This is a genomic window from Schleiferilactobacillus perolens DSM 12744 (assembly GCF_001435585.1).
Lineage (GTDB): Bacteria > Bacillota > Bacilli > Lactobacillales > Lactobacillaceae > Schleiferilactobacillus > Schleiferilactobacillus perolens.
In genome coordinates, this window is the sequence record NZ_AZEC01000001.1 from 311,569 (window position 1) to 328,004 (window position 16,436).

A 16,436-nucleotide genomic window follows, 5' to 3' on the forward strand; every position below is an offset into this window, starting at 1 on the left:
TATTAATACGTTCATATTTCCTAGACACGTGATAATTTACTTGAGTTACTGAGTAAGACAGACGGTTAACTTGGAACACTCATGAACTGATATAAAAAAGCGGCGTAACCTCTTTAACTTTAACTGTACTATATCATCCATATTAAGAGCTCTACCGCTTCGGAGATATCGTCCACCATCAAGAAATGGGTTATCGCCCGTTGATTATCTAAGGAGGTCATACTGGATCGTTACTGTACGTAGAACCACGCAGAGGTCAGGTCTATCCCTTGGCATTCGCCCAGCTCTCTCTCGTCTAACGACTTGACCAATGCACGCATCGGTCTGTCATCCTACACGCGATAGTGTTTTCGCTACGCCGAAGATTTATACCCCGCTGACATACATACTACGCGTAACCCTATTGCTAAATGTTTAAACAAGAAAGTTTGGCACACATTTGGGTTCTGAATGGCAACGACGGTAAACCACATAACCCTGTCTTTTGATATTTGGCCAGTACTTGTAAGCATACAAATAGGGCGGTCATTATGCTTCAACGTGAACTTTTTCATAAAAGAAACGTGAATGATGTTCCTTTGTCGGTCCACGATTTGCTGAGCTTGATGGCTTTGTGGGGTGTTCTCGGAATAAATCCAGACTCAGAGATTACCAGCATTCGAACGAATCCGTCGTGCTCGGATGTTATTATTTCGAAGTATACAAAGAGCAGTTGGCTCAATTTCACTGGCGGCTACGTGGGATTGACGCTCTTCGCGTAAGTGGAAAATAATATCCATCAGTTAACAGAATAAAGCAACGATGGCGGGTTAAAAGAAGTGTGACACAGGCATACTAATGAAGAATGAAGGAAGAGTACTAATGGAAAATAGAATCACGTTCTACTCCACCCATGATCTAGCGTTTAGCATGGAATATGTAAGAATCAAAGAAAGAATAAAGCGGCTTCAAAATCTAAGTAAACCGGGCCTAATGGATATTCTTGAGCTAGCACAAATATGTCGATACTTGGATACCGGTAATGACAGTAAAAAAACATCAAATAGCGAGAAAGTGATAAAAAAGGAAATCAATAAATGGTTTTCGACAATTTCAATTGACAATTTGATTAGCGAGATCACTCGGTCAAGCCTAAGCAAACAATATGAGGATGAATTGTGGGAAAGGATTGCTCTATCTAAGTATTCTGACAATGAAGTCAAAAAGATTTTAACGAAGTATTCAGATAATAAAATCGTATATCCAATGAGAAACAAAAAAATTGTGAAAAAATACGGATATAGTATACTACAGAATTTAATTAAATATGACGGAAGTGCGGAAATTATTTTATCTAGAAAGGAAAACGGAGTTACACTTCCGTCTGAATTAGTGGAAAATGAAGAAGACAAAATTTTAACCCAGTATATTGACTCTAAGCGTCCCAATCCGGGTTTTTTAAAAGCAATATCATTGGACGGTACTGCTTCGTATAGTGTTCGTCTTCGCGCATTGAAAAAGTATAGTAGTACAATAGAAAAACATTTTCAAGAACATCATACCGGACGTATTGGCACGGAAATCAATGTTGAGATTACAACGGATTTAAACGCGAACCAGGATTATGATGTGCAGAAAGAAGAGAACGGTAGTAATATTAAATTGATAATTCGGTTCAATGGTAACCACTTATTAAATCTCGTGGATTGGCCAACGATTTTAAATAATTTTGAGTTTATTTTTGGATTAATTAACTCTGACGGAATCCTTAATATGGCGCCGTTTACCGAACAAGGTGGCGTATTAGAAAGAATATTGAGTGAGACTGGCACAGGAATGTTTCCGGATAATTTTACTTTTAAACAACTAGCATCTATCGACATTCTTTCTTTTAATGCTTATTATTTTTTCTTACAAAGGCAGGGCATTGATCTTGAAAGAATAATCGAATGGTTTTTTAATGATTACTTAGTTAAAAATTTTAAAATTGAGGGATTGAGTATTTCTGTAGTGAACGCGATGAGTAGTTCGCCAGAGTTAAAGACGTTAAACGCAATGTCACAGCTACACCGAATAATACGAATGTACAGTTTGTTTTCTGCAGACAAATATTTTGATCGAGACCTGATAGACTCATTTTCTGACACGCCTCGTTTCGCTGAAATTGGTAGTATCGCACACGATAAATATATCAAAGTTTTGGATCAGGGACTAGTTTATGCGCAATACGTTTTATTTTCCGATCAAAGTCCGTTATCCAATAGCTTTGAACAGAACGTGGGGAAATCAATTGCGACTAACAATCAAAAATGGTCTGATTTTAACGAATATCAAACTGCTATTCTGGATCACTTGATTCGACTACACATTCTTCAACATGATGGGAAAAAGTTAACTTTTACTGATCCTTCTATGTATCGATTACTGCATTCAAGTTTTACTTATGGAGTTATCCCCACTTTGAAACTTGATCCTTTCAGAAATAATAAGATGTTACAAAAGTGGTCTGCTAAAAAAATGGTCATATATCAGCCTACACTATTAACACCGTATGAATCGAATTTATTCGACTATTATTTTTCAGATAAATACCCCAATGGCCTTGGATTGAGAAATAAGTATGCCCACGGTGCATTCAATTCAATCCCGATATCAATGCACCGTTTAAACTATATGTTGTGCCTTCTCTTTATCGTATTGATCATTCTCAAAATCAAGAATGAATTGGATTTAAATGATCGGAGGAACCAATGATATATTTCGTGATGTGCTGATATGGGCTTCTCTATGTTGATTTGGAATTTTTTCATTCTTTTTTATTTTTGCGAAAATTGCTGTTGGAAGACGAATTTTATATTCAATAAAATCTACTGATTATAGTCGGTGTGGCTGTCAACTTACTGATTGTTTACTGAGGATTGAATCTTTAGCTCTCGATCTTTGGCAGTGCCGTTCGCCGTTCACTGACATCAATGTGTTATTTACTCGCCACTCCCTCGGCGCCATCCCCACTAAACCCCGAAACGCCTTCGAAAATGAGAACTGCGACCCATAACCCATACCCCACGGCCCTCGCCACCACACTAATCGGCAGTGCCGTCGTTGTCAGCAACTCGCACGCCTGCTGCATCCGGTAGCTTTTAATGTACGCCTGAGGCGATTGCCCCGTCACCCGTTTAAACAATCGATGAAGATAACTGCGGTCAATATGCAACGCCTCCGCAATTTGTGCCACAGAAATATCATCTCCGAAGTTTTGGGAGATGTAAAAGAGGGCGTATTCGACGAGCTCAGTGGTTGAAGCGGCTGCGTCGGTGGATAAGCGTGGGTGGGTCTGGCATAGGGTATAGAGAAACTCAAACAGCTTGCCGGTCATGGCCAGATTTCGGTTCTCTTGCACCTTCGCTGCTTGAATGACCGCGTGGGCGGAATCCAGTAGCGGCGAATCGGTCGTAAAGCTGAATAGCGGGTCGTGACTGTTCAGTGCCGTCGCTGTGAGGTATTTTTCGGCAGATTGGCCAGAAAACCCGATCCAGAGATATTTCCAGGGATTATTTCTGTCAGCTTTCACCATGATTAGGGTCTGTGGCTCAATCAGGAAGCCTTGGCCTTGGTGTAAATGATACGTGTGGTCCCGGACTTGATAAACGCCTTTACCAGACAGCACAAAGTAGACCATGTAGCCACTGCGCACGGTTGGCCCGTAGGTGTGGTTGGGTGCGCATTGTTCTGATCCGCAGGTGTAGACGTTGACGTCCTGGTTAATTGTGCGGTTGCTGCTTGAGAACTTATCCATCATTGCCGCTTCCTCCTCAGTCCACATTTGGACATGTTACTTCAACATTGTACCATGTTCAATAATTATCACAGCGCTTACACTATGGCTGTCAATTGATTTACGGACGGAATTATTCCACGCAATTAATAAGGAGGAGCGTACTATGTCTTTCCAACAGAAATTCATTGATAAAGTTTTGCCAATTGCGACAAAATTAGCCGGGAACAAATACTTATTGAGTCTCCGGGATGGTTTCATGGTGGCTTTCCCAGCCACGATGTTTGCTTCCATCATGATCATCATTCAAAACCTGCCGGCCACTTTTGGCTTCCAGAAGTTCTTGCCCGCGGGGGTGATGCAGTTCCTGAATGATTTCCTTGGACCGATCAGCAACGCGACGATGAATATCACGGCCTTGTTTGTCGCCTTTGGGGTGGCTTATCAACTGGCCGATAAGTTGCATGCTTCTAAGCTGTATGCCGGCGGCATTTCGTTGTCGTCATTTATGCTGTTACTGCCCATGACGAACACCAAGGCCGGGACATTTATTCCGGTGGACAAACTTGGTGCCCAGGGTATGTTTGTGGCCATCATCACGGCGATTGTTTCCACCATCATTTTTGCCCGGTTGGAAAATGCCAATATCACGATCAAGATGCCTGAACAGGTACCACCAGCCATTGCGGGTTCGTTCGTGGCCATTTTACCAGGGGCGGCCTCCTTAATGACGTTTACCGTGGTTCGCTATCTGTTCACCTTCACCGCTTGGGGCAATGCCTTTGACTTTATCTACAAAATGTTGCAGGAACCATTACAAGGCTTAGGGGCGTCTTTACCGGCTGTATTACTGATTATGTTCATTTCCCAGTTGTTATGGTGGTTCGGTATTCATGGCACATTGGTGGTCAATTCTGTGGTCGATCCGATTATGGCAGCGTTGGCGATTGAAAACTACAACGCGTATCGTAAAGGATTACCGTTACCACATATCGTGAACACGACCTTCATGGGCGTCTTCGTCATTACTGGGATGATCCTCGGTCTCTCTCTGGCCGCTTTGATCTTCGCGGCTAAGTCGGCTCGGATGAAACGGACGATGGAAATGGTGGCGTTACCCGCGTTCTTCAACATTTCTGAACCAATTACCTTTGGCTTACCGATCGTGTTGAACCCGACAATTTTCATTCCCTGGGTGCTTTGTCCCATGATCATGGCTGGGGTATCGTATTTCGCTATGAGTATTGGCTTAGTACCACGGCCGACTGGGGCGACGATTGTCTGGTCCACACCAGTATTCCTATCTGGCTGGTTAGGCACAGGGTCCATTCGGGGCGCCATCCTGCAACTGGTGAACGTGGCGATTACGACCGTGATCTGGTTACCTTTCTTAAAAGTCCTCGATCATCAGTATCTGACGGAAGAACAGGCGACTGCAGCCACAGAAGCAGCGACTGCAGAAGCTGCGCCGACTGTGCATGAAGTGACAGCGACGGCAGAAGAGCCGAGTGCACCACAAGCCACACCAGGCGAATCGGCAGTGACCAAGTAGCAAGGAGGACAATTGTGAAACAAGTCAGTACAAAATACAAAATGAAGGCCACGCCACAACGGGTTTATGCCGTCATTCTGGCGGAACAGCTGCGTTACTTTCAGTTCTATGACGCCACGGTGACTGAGTTGCAGCAGGGGACCACGATCCAAACCCAGCTGCGGACGAAAACGAGTCGTAAATTGGTCCCGGCAACGATGACCATTACCCAGTTGGTCCAGAATGCGGCTTTTTCATCAGTAGTGGCTTATCACGGCGGCGCCATCGCGCAAACTTTTGCACTGACAGCCTGTGCGGATGGTCAGACGGAGGTCACTTATACGGAACAAAACCAGTTTGATGATAAGCGGGGCGACTTGAATTTCGATACTGTAAGCCTGCTGTATCGATTCTTCTACAAGCGAGCGGTCACTAAACGATTGAAAAAGCTGGCCGAGATTGTTGAAAATGACAGTGGCGATCTCCAGACGGGGGTGGCACGGCATGCTTGACGTTTACGACAACCGTATCTTTCATCTGCACAATGATCAAATCAGTTATGCCCTCCATGTTTTACCCAATGGTCAGTTGGGTCATCTATATTTCGGCGCGCCGATGCATGGTAGCCAGGCAGATTGGCAATACCTGATTGATTCGGGAAGTAAGTCTGGCGGCACAGCTAAGTTTTCTGCGGATTCTGATTTCACCTTGGCGGACACTGCCCAGGAGTATCCAGTGTGGGGCACGACAGATTATCGCCAGGGGGCGTTGGCCATTTCCCAAGGGCAAACGCCACTGTACCCGGATTTTCAGTATGATCATTATCAAGTATTGCGGGGTAAAAAGCGCGATTTGGGCTTTCCGCGAACGTTTGGCGAGGACGATGAAGTCGAAACCTTGCAGATTACATTGGTCGATCACGTGTTGGCGCTGCGGTTGGTGCAATCTTATTCGCTATTCCAAGACCAGGCCGTGATTGTCCGCTCCCAAACAATAACTAATGAGAGCGATCAAGCAGTGATGTTGGATCGGATGCTGAGTAGCAGCCTAGATTTACCCCAGGGACAGTTTGAGTTTGTTCATCTTTCTGGAACGTGGGCGCGGGAACGGCAAGTGAAAACGCAGAACCTGGTGCAGGGCCGGGCGGTAATAGAGTCGCTGCGGGGTGCGTCCAGTCACCAGCAGAATCCGTTTGTTGCTCTGCAGCGAGACCACGCCGACTTAAATCACGGCGAAGTTTTTGGGATGAATCTGGTTTATTCTGGCAACTTTATCGCGGAAGCAGAGGTTAATGAGTGGGCGCAAACCCGGATGATGATTGGTATCCATCCTACAAGTTTCACGTGGAAACTGGCACCGACGGACTCTTTTTCCACGCCGGAAGCGGTGCTATCATACAGTGATCAAGGATTGTCAGGATTAGGGACGGTGAACACCCGTTTTATTCGCCGCCACATCATTGCGCCCCGCTGGCAGAACCGACCGCGACCGATTGTATTAAACAGTTGGGAAGCCGCGTATTTTGACCTCACAGAAGAGAAGCTTACTACATTATTGAATGCGGCTGAAGAAGTGGGGATTGAATGCTTTGCGGTAGATGATGGCTGGTTTGGCCAACGGGACGACGATCGTTCTTCCTTGGGGGATTGGGTCACGGACAAGAAGAAATTTCCCCAGGGGATTAAACGGTTCTCGGAAACGGTCCACGATCATGGCTTGCTCTTTGGCTTATGGTTTGAACCGGAAATGGTTTCTCCGGGTAGTCAATTAATCAAGGCCCATCCAGATTGGGTGGTGCGTCCGGATAAGGGACGGTATTCCATCGCCCGAGGTCAGTATGTGTTGGATTTTGCCAATCCTGCAGTGGTGGCCAATGTGTTTAACCAGATGAAAGCCGTCATTCAGGCGGCCCGAGTGGATTATGTCAAATGGGATATGAACCGCAACATCACGGAGGCTTTTTCCCCGTATTTGCAGCAACAGGACCGCCCACAAAACGAATTTTTCCACCGTTACATGATGGGTGTGTATCAGCTGTATCAATTATTACTGACGGAATTTCCAGATCTGCTCATTGAGGGTTGTGCGGGTGGTGGTGGCCGCTTTGATTTGGGTATTCTGTATTACAGTCCGCAGATTTGGGTCAGTGATAACAGTGATGCGATTGCGCGTCTGAGTATTCAATCGGGTACCGCCCTGGGCTATCCGCTGGAGGCCATGAGTAATCACGTGACGGCCGTGCCGAATCATCAGATGCAGCGGATTACGCCTTTAGCGACCCGCTACAATGTGGCGCAATTCGGGACGTTAGGGTATGAGCTGGATTTGACGAAGTTGACTGCACCGGAGTTGGCGACGGTTAAAAAGCAGATCACGTGGTACAAGCAGCAACGGCCCTTGGTTTGGCAAGGTGCGTTCCAACAATTACAAGCGCCTGCTTTTGGCGACAAAAATACGGTGGCTTGGACCATCACTAGCCCGGATCAAGAACACATCCGCGTGGGATTTTTCCGGATTTTAGCAGATGTGGCGGGTCGTTCCGTCGACTTCTTGAAGATCCCTAGTGCTGATCCAACAACGCAGTACTGCATAGACGAAACGGGGTCGGTGGTGAGTGGCGATGTTCTGCGGCGCGTCGGTTTGCGTCTGCCGTATCAGTTCAATGGGGCTAATCAAACAGAGGCAGTTTTGCAGGGCGATTTTCAATCTGCGGTGATAGAACTCACTGCAGTGAAGAAGGTGAGCAATTGAATTTCAACTTAGACGATCGCATTCTTCACGGCGGCGATTATAATCCAGAACAGTGGCAGGATTACCCGAATATTTTGCAGGATGATATTGACCAGATGAAACTGGCCCATGTCAACACGGTCACCCTGGGCGTGTTTGCTTGGGGCGCGCTGGAACCGGCAGAAGGCGTCTACGATTTCATTTGGATGGATCAAGTCTTTGAGCGGATTCAGCGCATGGGTGGCAATGTGATTTTGGCTACTCCCAGTGCGGTGCCCCCGGTGTGGATGAGTGAAGAGTATCCAGAAATCAACCGCACCGATGACCACGGGCAACAGCATACCCATTCTTTTCGGCAGATGTTTTGTTTTTCGTCGCCCATTTATCGGGCAAAGGTTCGCGAAATCAATCAGCAGTTAGCCAATCGTTATGGCCAGCATCCTGCGTTGGCAATGTGGCATGTATCGAATGAGTATTCAGGTGCCTGCTATTGCCCGCTTTGTGAAGAAAAATGGCAGCGTTGGCTTGAGCATCGGTATCACGCGTTAGCAGGCGTCAATGAGGCTTGGGTCACGACGTTTTGGGGCAGTCAATATTCCGCGTGGTCGCAAATTAAGGTGCCCAGCCAACTCAATGAGCACAAGAATCATGGCATGGCGCTGGATTGGCAACGGTTCTGTACGGATCAGTTAATTGATTTCTGTGATGCTGAACAGCAACCGTTGCGGGCTGCTAATCCTACCATTCCCGTCACGACCAATTTCATGGCGGAAGGAAATGACGGCAACTATATTCCGCTGCAAGGCATCGATTATGGCCGTTTTGCCCAGCATCTGGATGTGGTCAGTTGGGATTCATACCCTCAATGGGATTTCGATCAAAGCGTGAGCACAATACCTGCAGTCCAGGCTGCTTTTATCCATGACCTGTATTATGGTCTCAAACAAAAGCCATTCATCGTCATGGAATCTTCCCCCAGTCGAGTCAATTCACCAATTGCTAAGGCTAAACGGCCGGGTATCCATCTGTTAAGTACCATGCAGCAGGTGGCACACGGTGCTGATGGGACGCTGTACTTTCAATGGCGCCAGTCCCGAGGCAATTCCGAGAAATTTCATGGCGCCGTGATTGATCACACGAATGATACCAGTAATCGAGTTTTCCAAGAGGTGGCACACTATGGTCAGATGTTGGAAAAATTGAGCCGAGTGAAGGGGAGCAAGCACCATGCGCAGGTGGCCATTTTGCTCAGTTGGGAATCGCAGTGGGCGATGTACCGTGAAGCGGCGTTTGGTCGAAACCGGAAAGAGTATTTTCAGATGCTGCAAAAACATTATCAGTACTTCTGGGAACATGATATTCCAGTGACGGTGGTGACGCCGGACACAGATTTATCCGACTTTGCACTGGTGATTACACCGATGCTGTATCTGATGACGGATGCGTTAGCCGACCGGTTGAAACAGTATGTGGCTGCCGGTGGCAAACTGGTGGGTTCTTACATGATGGGGATTGTGGATGAGCACGACCAACTCATTCAAGACCAGTGGCGACCGCAGTTGTCGGATGTGTTTGGTATTGAGCTGGGTGAGTTTGATTCGCTGTATCTGGGGGAATCAAATGAAATCACGTTTACAGGTCAGAAATTTGCTACACATGATTTTGATCAGCTGGTTAAACCAGTGGATGCTAAGGTGCTGGGCAAGTACAATCGTGATTTTTACGCCGGTAGTCCGGCTGTGACTAGCAATGATTTTGGCCAGGGTCAGGCATTCTATGTGGGTGCCCGACTGAGTAGTGATTTCATTACAGCATTCTATGATGACGTGCTGGGTGGGAAGAATCAATGGCAGCCCGACTTCTTGCAGCAAGGAAACCCGGTTGTTTCGGTACAGAGTCGAGAAAGTGAGCAGGAGCGGTTTGTTTTTGCGATGAATTTCAGCGCAACGGTACAGCGCATTCAATTTTCTCGACCACTCACGGAAATTGAAACTGGCGAATCCAGCCAACTGGTTGAATTGGTACCGTATGGAGTCAAGGTCTATTCAGAACCAATTACCTGAACATAACCAAAAAATCGGAGACAAGTCATGATGGCTTGCTCCGATTTTTTGATTACCCCGAATACACCACACTGTCCCGCAAAATATCAATAATCTCTGTATAAGACTGGGTATCCAACAACTTCTGAACCGTATCCGCATTGGAAAGTGCCGCAATCAGGGCATCGAAGATCACCTGAAACTCATCATGGTCATTTGGGCTGAGTCCCAATAGCACGATAATCCGCACGTAAGAATCACCCCATTGCATCGGCTTGTGGTTCAAAACAAAGGCTATGGTCGTGTGGGCGGTCACTGGTTTAAGCGGGTGCGGAACGGCGATGTCTTTCACGAAGGCAGTAGAGGACAGGGCCTCGCGTTTGAGCACATCATCTTTGAAGGTGGTAGAGACATACCCTTGATGATTCATTTGCTCACACAGCCAAGTGATACAGGATTGGGCACCGTTGAAGTATTGTTCCCGAAAAATCAGGGATTCTGGGAGGAAACGTTCAATATAATGAACCAGTTTATCCGAATTGGCGTGATCTTTAATATCCGCAATGCGCTTTTGCAATATATCCACATCGTGTTGATCAATGAATGGAGAAATCTGCAAGATTCGTGTATCGGGAACAGGTGATGCAGTACCGATTACCCGGTCATAATCGACATCAGCGGGTAAATCACGATAGCTTTGGTAGGTATCCACGATCGTCATGACCCCATCCAGTGCGGTCCGTAGCTTTTCTCGAATCATATGGTTACTGTCCAGATAATTTTTATCCACCAAATAAAAGTCATAAGCGGCAGGTTGAGAATTGGTCATGAGCAGTGTGCCAATATGCATGGCGATAAAGTCGATTTCACTTTCGGGAATATGTTTTTCAAAAATGTCGGTCAATTGTGAACAGATGAAGACGGCGATATCGTAGATGAACGGGAACTTCTTCTTGATCGACTTATTGACGGGCGGAGTATCTTGGTTACCAGTATCCAGACGTAAATAGAGGTTTTGAATGTGCAGTGCGAAGCGAGAAATGAAACTCGCATCGCCGCCAAGGTTCAAGGAGTAGTTATTGTCGACCGCCCGCAAAAGAACCAGCGACAGCAAGTAGAAGCGAGGCGCGACGAGGTCCTTCAATTGGGTTTCAGTGGGTTGGCGATAATGCAACGTATCCAGTAACAGCAGCCCTAAATTATCGACTTCCGGCGGGGTCATTGTGATTGCAAACTGGGCTTTAATCTGTTCTGCAATTTCCCGGGCGACACTCATGGCACCAGTTTTAATCAGCTGTTGGTGGATGGCTTCATTGACGGAATTGTCGATCCGATGGGCGCGGGTGATGCGATAAATTGAAATTGTTAAGTGCATGAGGATATTGTTCAACGTGCCGCTGTCGATATGCAAATGATGGCGGGCGGCGGTTTCCAACAGAATCTTTTTCAACCCGAGTTGTTTGCCTTCGGAGAGCATGAATTCCCGTAAAATATCTTGTTGGCTTTCCTGATTCAACAAGAGGTACATCAAGTGACGTTTATCATGTTCGGCGCCGGTGAGATGGACTTCGCCGTGATGACTGGTGATGGCGGTATTGCGTTCCGCTAAATAGTCAGTTAAATCGGTCAAACGCCGATCCAAGGTGGCCTCGCTGACGTGAAGCCGTTGGGCGAGGGCGACTTTACTGATGCCGACTCGCTTTTCGTAAAGGAGAATTTTCAAGATAGCCAGACTGTCGCTGTTCAGCTCAAATCCCCGTTGAATCACGCCTTTTTCATACTTATAGCCTGCTTTAGCAGAAGAAATCGTGTAACCTTCTCCCACTAATTGGCGGACGTAATTGCGGATGGTGCGAGTGGTGACGGACAGGGCAGAAGCCAGGTATTTTCCGCTTAGATATTGTGATGGGGCTCCCTGTAATAGTTCTAGAAGCTGTTGTTGCGCGGTTTTTCGATCGGCCATTTCCTATATTCCTCCATTCAAATCTTAGCGGAAAATTTGTGATGCCGGTTTTGAGTGTAAGCGTTCTATACTGAATTTGCAAACAAGGAAAGGATGATTGAAATGACCAAACGAATTCTCTTAGTGTGTGGCGGCGGTGCATCTAGCGGTTTTTTGGCAGCCAACATTCGTAAATATGCAAAAAAGCAGGGCGCGGATATGCAGATTGAAGCGCGTAGTGAATCAGAACTGTCCAATTACATTAACGACATTGATGTGCTCCTTGTGGGCCCACATCTGGCCTATATGGAAGACGAGATTAAATCCATGACTGATCCGAAGGATATTCCCATGGCACTGATTGATGAAGATGATTATGGGATGATGAACGGTGCGGCGGTTTATGATCAGATTGTGACCATGTTAGGAGATGATTGACCATGCAAGGCTTTATCGACTGGATGAATAAGTCATTCACTCCCAAGATGAACAAGATCACTGGGAATGCGTGGGTGGCCGGTATTCAAGATGCCATCATGGGCGTATTACCGCTGATCCTGGTGGGTTCGCTGATGACGTTACTGTCTTTGCTGAAGATGGTAATTCCGGCCATCCCTGATCTCAGTATGATTAACAACTTTTCCTTCGGTATCATGAGTCTCTTTATTGCATTCCTCATTCCGTACTACATCATGCAGCGGAAAAAGGTGTTAGATAAAACCATCGTTGCCGGGACGGCCGGTGCGGCATTGTATCTCATTGCTATTTTCCCCAAATTTTCAGCAGACGGCGCGACGGTATCTTTCACATTCGAGCGGTTCGGCGGCGTCGGCATGTTCGTGGCTTTGATTGCGGGTTTATTCACGGCATTCGTGATGTTTCTCTTCAGCAAGTTTTCGTTCTTTAAAAACAACGATGCATTGCCAGACTTCATTGTCGTCTGGTTTGACTCATTATTACCAGTGACATTGATTCTTTTAGTGGGCTGGGCATTCACGTTCCAGTGGCACATTGATCTGTTCATGGTGATCAATGCCATTTTCAAACCATTGACCGCTTCGGCGCAAAGCTTTGTGGGATTCGTATTCTTCACATTCTTAGGCGTTTTCTTCTATTCCTTCGGGGTCAGTGCGTGGGTGCTTTATCCCATTCTTTACGGCGTTTGGGTCCAGGGCATTCAAGAGAATGCAAACTTGGTCGCTGCTGGCCACACTGCCACAAATATCAATACGATGGAAGTGGCAGCCGGTTGGATCAATCTTGGTGGGATGGGGGCGACTTTTGGCCTTGTCTTCATGATGGCTTTCCTAGCCAAGTCTAAACGATTGAAACTGATCGGTGGCACGGTCTTGGTACCGACTATTTTCAACATTAACGAGCCAACGATATTCGGCGCACCAGTCGCCTTCAACCCCGTCATGATGGTTCCCATGTGGATTAATGGCATTGTTCTGCCAGCGATCACGTGGCTAACGATGCACTTCGGCTTGGTCACGATTCCCGACAAGATGAACCAGATGTGGTACCTGCCCATCGGCGTGTCGACGTATATCTTCAACTTGGATTGGCGTGGACTGGTGTTGATGGCAGTCAACTTGGTGATCTCGACACTGATCTGGTACCCATTCTTCCGGGTGTATGACAATCAGTTGGTGGAGACAGAAGCTGCGAAAGCACGGGCCAAGAAAGAAAAGCAAGCCGCTAAAGTGGCGGCAGAAAAATTACAGGGGGCGACGGAATCATGAACACAATCATGAATGAGGACGAATTGAACAAAGTGAGTATGCAGATCATCCTGCATGCCGGCGATGCGCGGAACCAAATCACAGAAGCATTGAATAAAATTGGTGATGAACAGTTTGATGCCGCCAGCGAATTGCTGACACAGGCCCAAGAGAATCTCAAGAAGGCCCACGAGTCGCAAACCAGCACGATTCAATCAGCCGCCCAGGGTATGGAAATTCCTTATTCGGTATTGTTCACCCATGCGCAGGATACCTTGATGACCATCATGAGCGAGCTCAATCTCGCCAAGCAGCTGATCAAGTTGTTCCGTAAGGTATCGTTTAAGGAGGACTGACATGGGTAAGCAAACATTTCCAGATGGTTTTCTCTGGGGTGGGGCCACCTCCGCGTATCAATTTGAAGGCGCCCGGGACGAAGACGGCAAGTCCCGTTCCATCGTGGACAACAGCATCAATGCCCATTACACGGATACTTCAATCACCTCAGATCACTATCACCATTGGCGAGAAGACGTGGCGCTGATGAAGGAGTTAGGACTCAATTCCTATCGTTTCTCAATTGCCTGGCCGCGCATTATTCCTTCTGGCAACGGGGCCACTAATCCAAAAGGGATCAAGTTTTACAGCGACTTAATCGATGCTTTGCTGGCGGCAGGGATTGAACCGGTGGTGACGATTTATCATTTTGACCTCCCCCAAACCTTGCAGGATCAATATGGCGGCTGGCGTTCGCGGCAAATCATTGCAGATTTTGACCATTATTGTTATGTGCTTTACAAAAACTTTGGTGATCGGGTCAAATATTGGCTGACGATTAACGAGCAGAGTAACATGTTTGCCTTACCCTACTTGCTTAATCTCAGCGGTGATGAGTCGGAAGAACGCGTGAAGTTCCAGATGAACCATCACATGATGCTAGCCAACGCCCAGGCAATTATTCGCGCCCATGAGATGATGCCCCATGCGATCATTGGTCCGGCCATTGGACTTTCGCCTTATTATGCGTTGACTGCAGATCCTCAAGATGTCATTGCTGCGCATAACGCCACCGTTTTCCGTAATGACTTCTTCACAGATCTTTACTTCAAGGGTACTTATCATCCAGAGGTGATGAATTACTTGGTCGCCGATGATCTGGTGCCTGATATGGAGCCTAATGATGCCGCATTGCTCATGAATCCGGCGGCAAAACCTGACTATTTGGGCATTAATTATTATGAAAGCAAAACCGTCCGGGCCGCACCCAGGGATACGGCTTACCATTCACCAGCCATGAGTGTCACTGGTGAGGATGTCCGAGTTGGCGAAACACGGCCGGGGTTGTACCAAGAAGTAGCGAATAGTCATTTGCCGACCAACGAATGGCACTGGGAAATTGATCCGGCGGGATTGCGAATTTTGTTGCATCAAATTTATGACCGCTATGGCGTACCGTTGATCATTACGGAAAATGGAATTGGTGGCGTGGAACAGCTTACGTCAGACCATCAAATCCATGATGACTATCGGATTGATTTTTTGGACAAACACTTGGTGGAACTACGGCAGGCCATTGCTGAGGGTGTTGATGTGATTGGTTACGAACCATGGTCGTTCATGGACTTGCTCAGCACCACGAATGGTTTCCGGAAGCGGTACGGGTTTGTTTACGTTAACCGGACGGATGAAGACTTGCTTGATTTGAACCGGTATAAGAAGGATAGTTTTTATTGGTATCAGAAGGTAATTGAAACGAATGGTATGTCGTTGTGAGACAGGAGCGCTGCCATTGAGTGAATGTTAAAGTCCCCTAATTGTTGACGGTTGATGTGGTCACGATTAGGGGACTTTTCAGTTACGTCAATACAGCACTATTTTCAATCCGTGCATTTCTAACAAAAGATTAATGAGGGACATTGGTTCAGCTCATTCCACTGGCTATGCTCAGCGCCATATTGCTATACTGGAACCATCAGAAAGGCAGGGATCATCATGCTCAAGACGGTCGAATTAGGTTTTGAGAACACAGATAAGATGCGTTTGCCAGCAGATGTCATTGACCTAGCGTTGGACGGAATTGCCGAATCCTTCTACTATTCAAACTCAAGCCAAGGCGCTTACGAATCAACCACCCGCGAGATTAGCCGGGGACGGCTGACGATTCGTAAGGACTGGTTTGAGCAGTTGGCTGATCGACTGTTGGCGAGTGGACGCAAACAGTCGAATGATCCAGTTGTTGACAAGGCGCTACCACATTATTTCCAAGTTGATCGGGATAGTGTCACTGAATGGTTGACTCAGGGACTGGCGGCAGAAGAGATCAAACAAAAGTTGCTGGAGCGGCTGACCGTGCATTTCGTTGAAACAATGCCTGCAGATTTGACAGAGATTGTTTTGATTCGATCGGATAAGCCTGCCGAGGAGTTGTCCATTCCTTGGCGTAACCTGACCCGTGAAGAGCAGCTCGACTACAATGAATTGGCTGTTAATTTGGAATCTACGACTCGTTTCATTGTCATGTTTGATGCGCGGGATCCCCATATCCAAGACGCTGATCATGGCCGAAAAGAGGCCCAACGATTCGGGCTTCTGGGGGATGGAGACATACGATAGCGGCAGTCGGTCAATCATTGGTACTGGAAAGGCAGCAATCTGTGCCTCATTTTCCGCTTGGTTGAAATCTTAATCATAGAAAACGTGTAAGGAGTTGTCA

At 46.8% G+C, this 16,436-nt stretch carries 12 protein-coding genes; 10 read left to right on the top strand and 2 right to left on the bottom strand.

The features are described 5' to 3' along the window. Window positions 1–861: 861 nt before the first annotated feature. Entirely contained in the window at window positions 862–2,733 is a 1,872-nt protein-coding gene (locus FD09_RS01320) for a hypothetical protein (RefSeq protein WP_057817486.1), read from the top strand. Between the two features lie 223 nt (window positions 2,734–2,956). On the opposite strand, the gene FD09_RS01325 is transcribed toward FD09_RS01320, so the two are convergent. Beyond that, complete coding sequence (locus FD09_RS01325) at window positions 2,957–3,778, bottom strand: AraC family transcriptional regulator (protein ID WP_057817488.1); 822 nt, start codon at window positions 3,776–3,778, stop codon at window positions 2,957–2,959. Window positions 3,779–3,920: 142 nt separating this feature from the next. Here FD09_RS01325 and FD09_RS01330 point away from each other — a divergent pair, with 142 nt between their 5' ends. The 4 genes from FD09_RS01330 to FD09_RS01345 are packed head-to-tail and all read left to right on the top strand — an operon-like array spanning window position 3,921 to window position 10,078. Next, window positions 3,921–5,306 carry a PTS sugar transporter subunit IIC gene (locus FD09_RS01330; RefSeq protein ID WP_083487411.1) on the top strand — a complete coding sequence of 462 codons (1,386 nt, stop codon included), beginning with the start codon at window positions 3,921–3,923 and terminating at the stop codon, window positions 5,304–5,306. Window positions 5,307–5,320: 14 nt separating this feature from the next. Beyond that, window positions 5,321–5,797, top strand: a complete 477-nt coding sequence (locus FD09_RS01335) for a DUF3284 domain-containing protein (protein WP_057817490.1) — start codon at window positions 5,321–5,323, stop codon at window positions 5,795–5,797. Then, on the top strand, window positions 5,790–8,036 hold the full coding sequence (locus tag FD09_RS01340; protein WP_057817492.1) for an alpha-galactosidase: 2,247 nt from the start codon (window positions 5,790–5,792) through the stop codon (window positions 8,034–8,036). The genes FD09_RS01335 and FD09_RS01340 overlap by 8 nt, the downstream gene beginning before the upstream one ends. After that, window positions 8,033–10,078, top strand: coding sequence for a beta-galactosidase (locus FD09_RS01345; RefSeq protein ID WP_057817494.1), 2,046 nt, complete (start codon window positions 8,033–8,035; stop codon window positions 10,076–10,078). Before FD09_RS01340 ends, FD09_RS01345 begins: the two co-directional genes overlap by 4 nt. A gap of 52 nt (window positions 10,079–10,130) precedes the next feature. Here the strand turns inward: FD09_RS01345 and FD09_RS01350 are convergent, their stop codons facing one another. Next, window positions 10,131–12,020: a BglG family transcription antiterminator gene (locus tag FD09_RS01350; RefSeq protein WP_057817496.1), complete on the bottom strand. Its 1,890-nt coding sequence runs from the start codon at window positions 12,018–12,020 to the stop codon at window positions 10,131–10,133. Between the two features lie 102 nt (window positions 12,021–12,122). Here FD09_RS01350 and FD09_RS01355 point away from each other — a divergent pair, with 102 nt between their 5' ends. From FD09_RS01355 to FD09_RS01375, 5 genes are all read left to right on the top strand, one after another. After that, window positions 12,123–12,437: a PTS sugar transporter subunit IIB gene (locus tag FD09_RS01355; protein ID WP_057817858.1), complete on the top strand. Its 315-nt coding sequence runs from the start codon at window positions 12,123–12,125 to the stop codon at window positions 12,435–12,437. A 2-nt stretch (window positions 12,438–12,439) separates the two neighbouring features. After that, complete coding sequence (locus FD09_RS01360) at window positions 12,440–13,744, top strand: PTS sugar transporter subunit IIC (protein WP_083487412.1); 1,305 nt, start codon at window positions 12,440–12,442, stop codon at window positions 13,742–13,744. Further along, window positions 13,741–14,079, top strand: a complete 339-nt coding sequence (locus FD09_RS01365; RefSeq protein ID WP_235812182.1) for a PTS lactose/cellobiose transporter subunit IIA — start codon at window positions 13,741–13,743, stop codon at window positions 14,077–14,079. Before FD09_RS01360 ends, FD09_RS01365 begins: the two co-directional genes overlap by 4 nt. Before the next feature lies 1 nt (window position 14,080). Beyond that, window positions 14,081–15,496: a glycoside hydrolase family 1 protein gene (locus FD09_RS01370; protein ID WP_057817498.1), complete on the top strand. Its 1,416-nt coding sequence runs from the start codon at window positions 14,081–14,083 to the stop codon at window positions 15,494–15,496. Window positions 15,497–15,715: 219 nt separating this feature from the next. Further along, window positions 15,716–16,336 carry a hypothetical protein gene (locus tag FD09_RS01375; protein WP_057817499.1) on the top strand — a complete coding sequence of 207 codons (621 nt, stop codon included), beginning with the start codon at window positions 15,716–15,718 and terminating at the stop codon, window positions 16,334–16,336. Window positions 16,337–16,436: the final 100 nt, after the last annotated feature.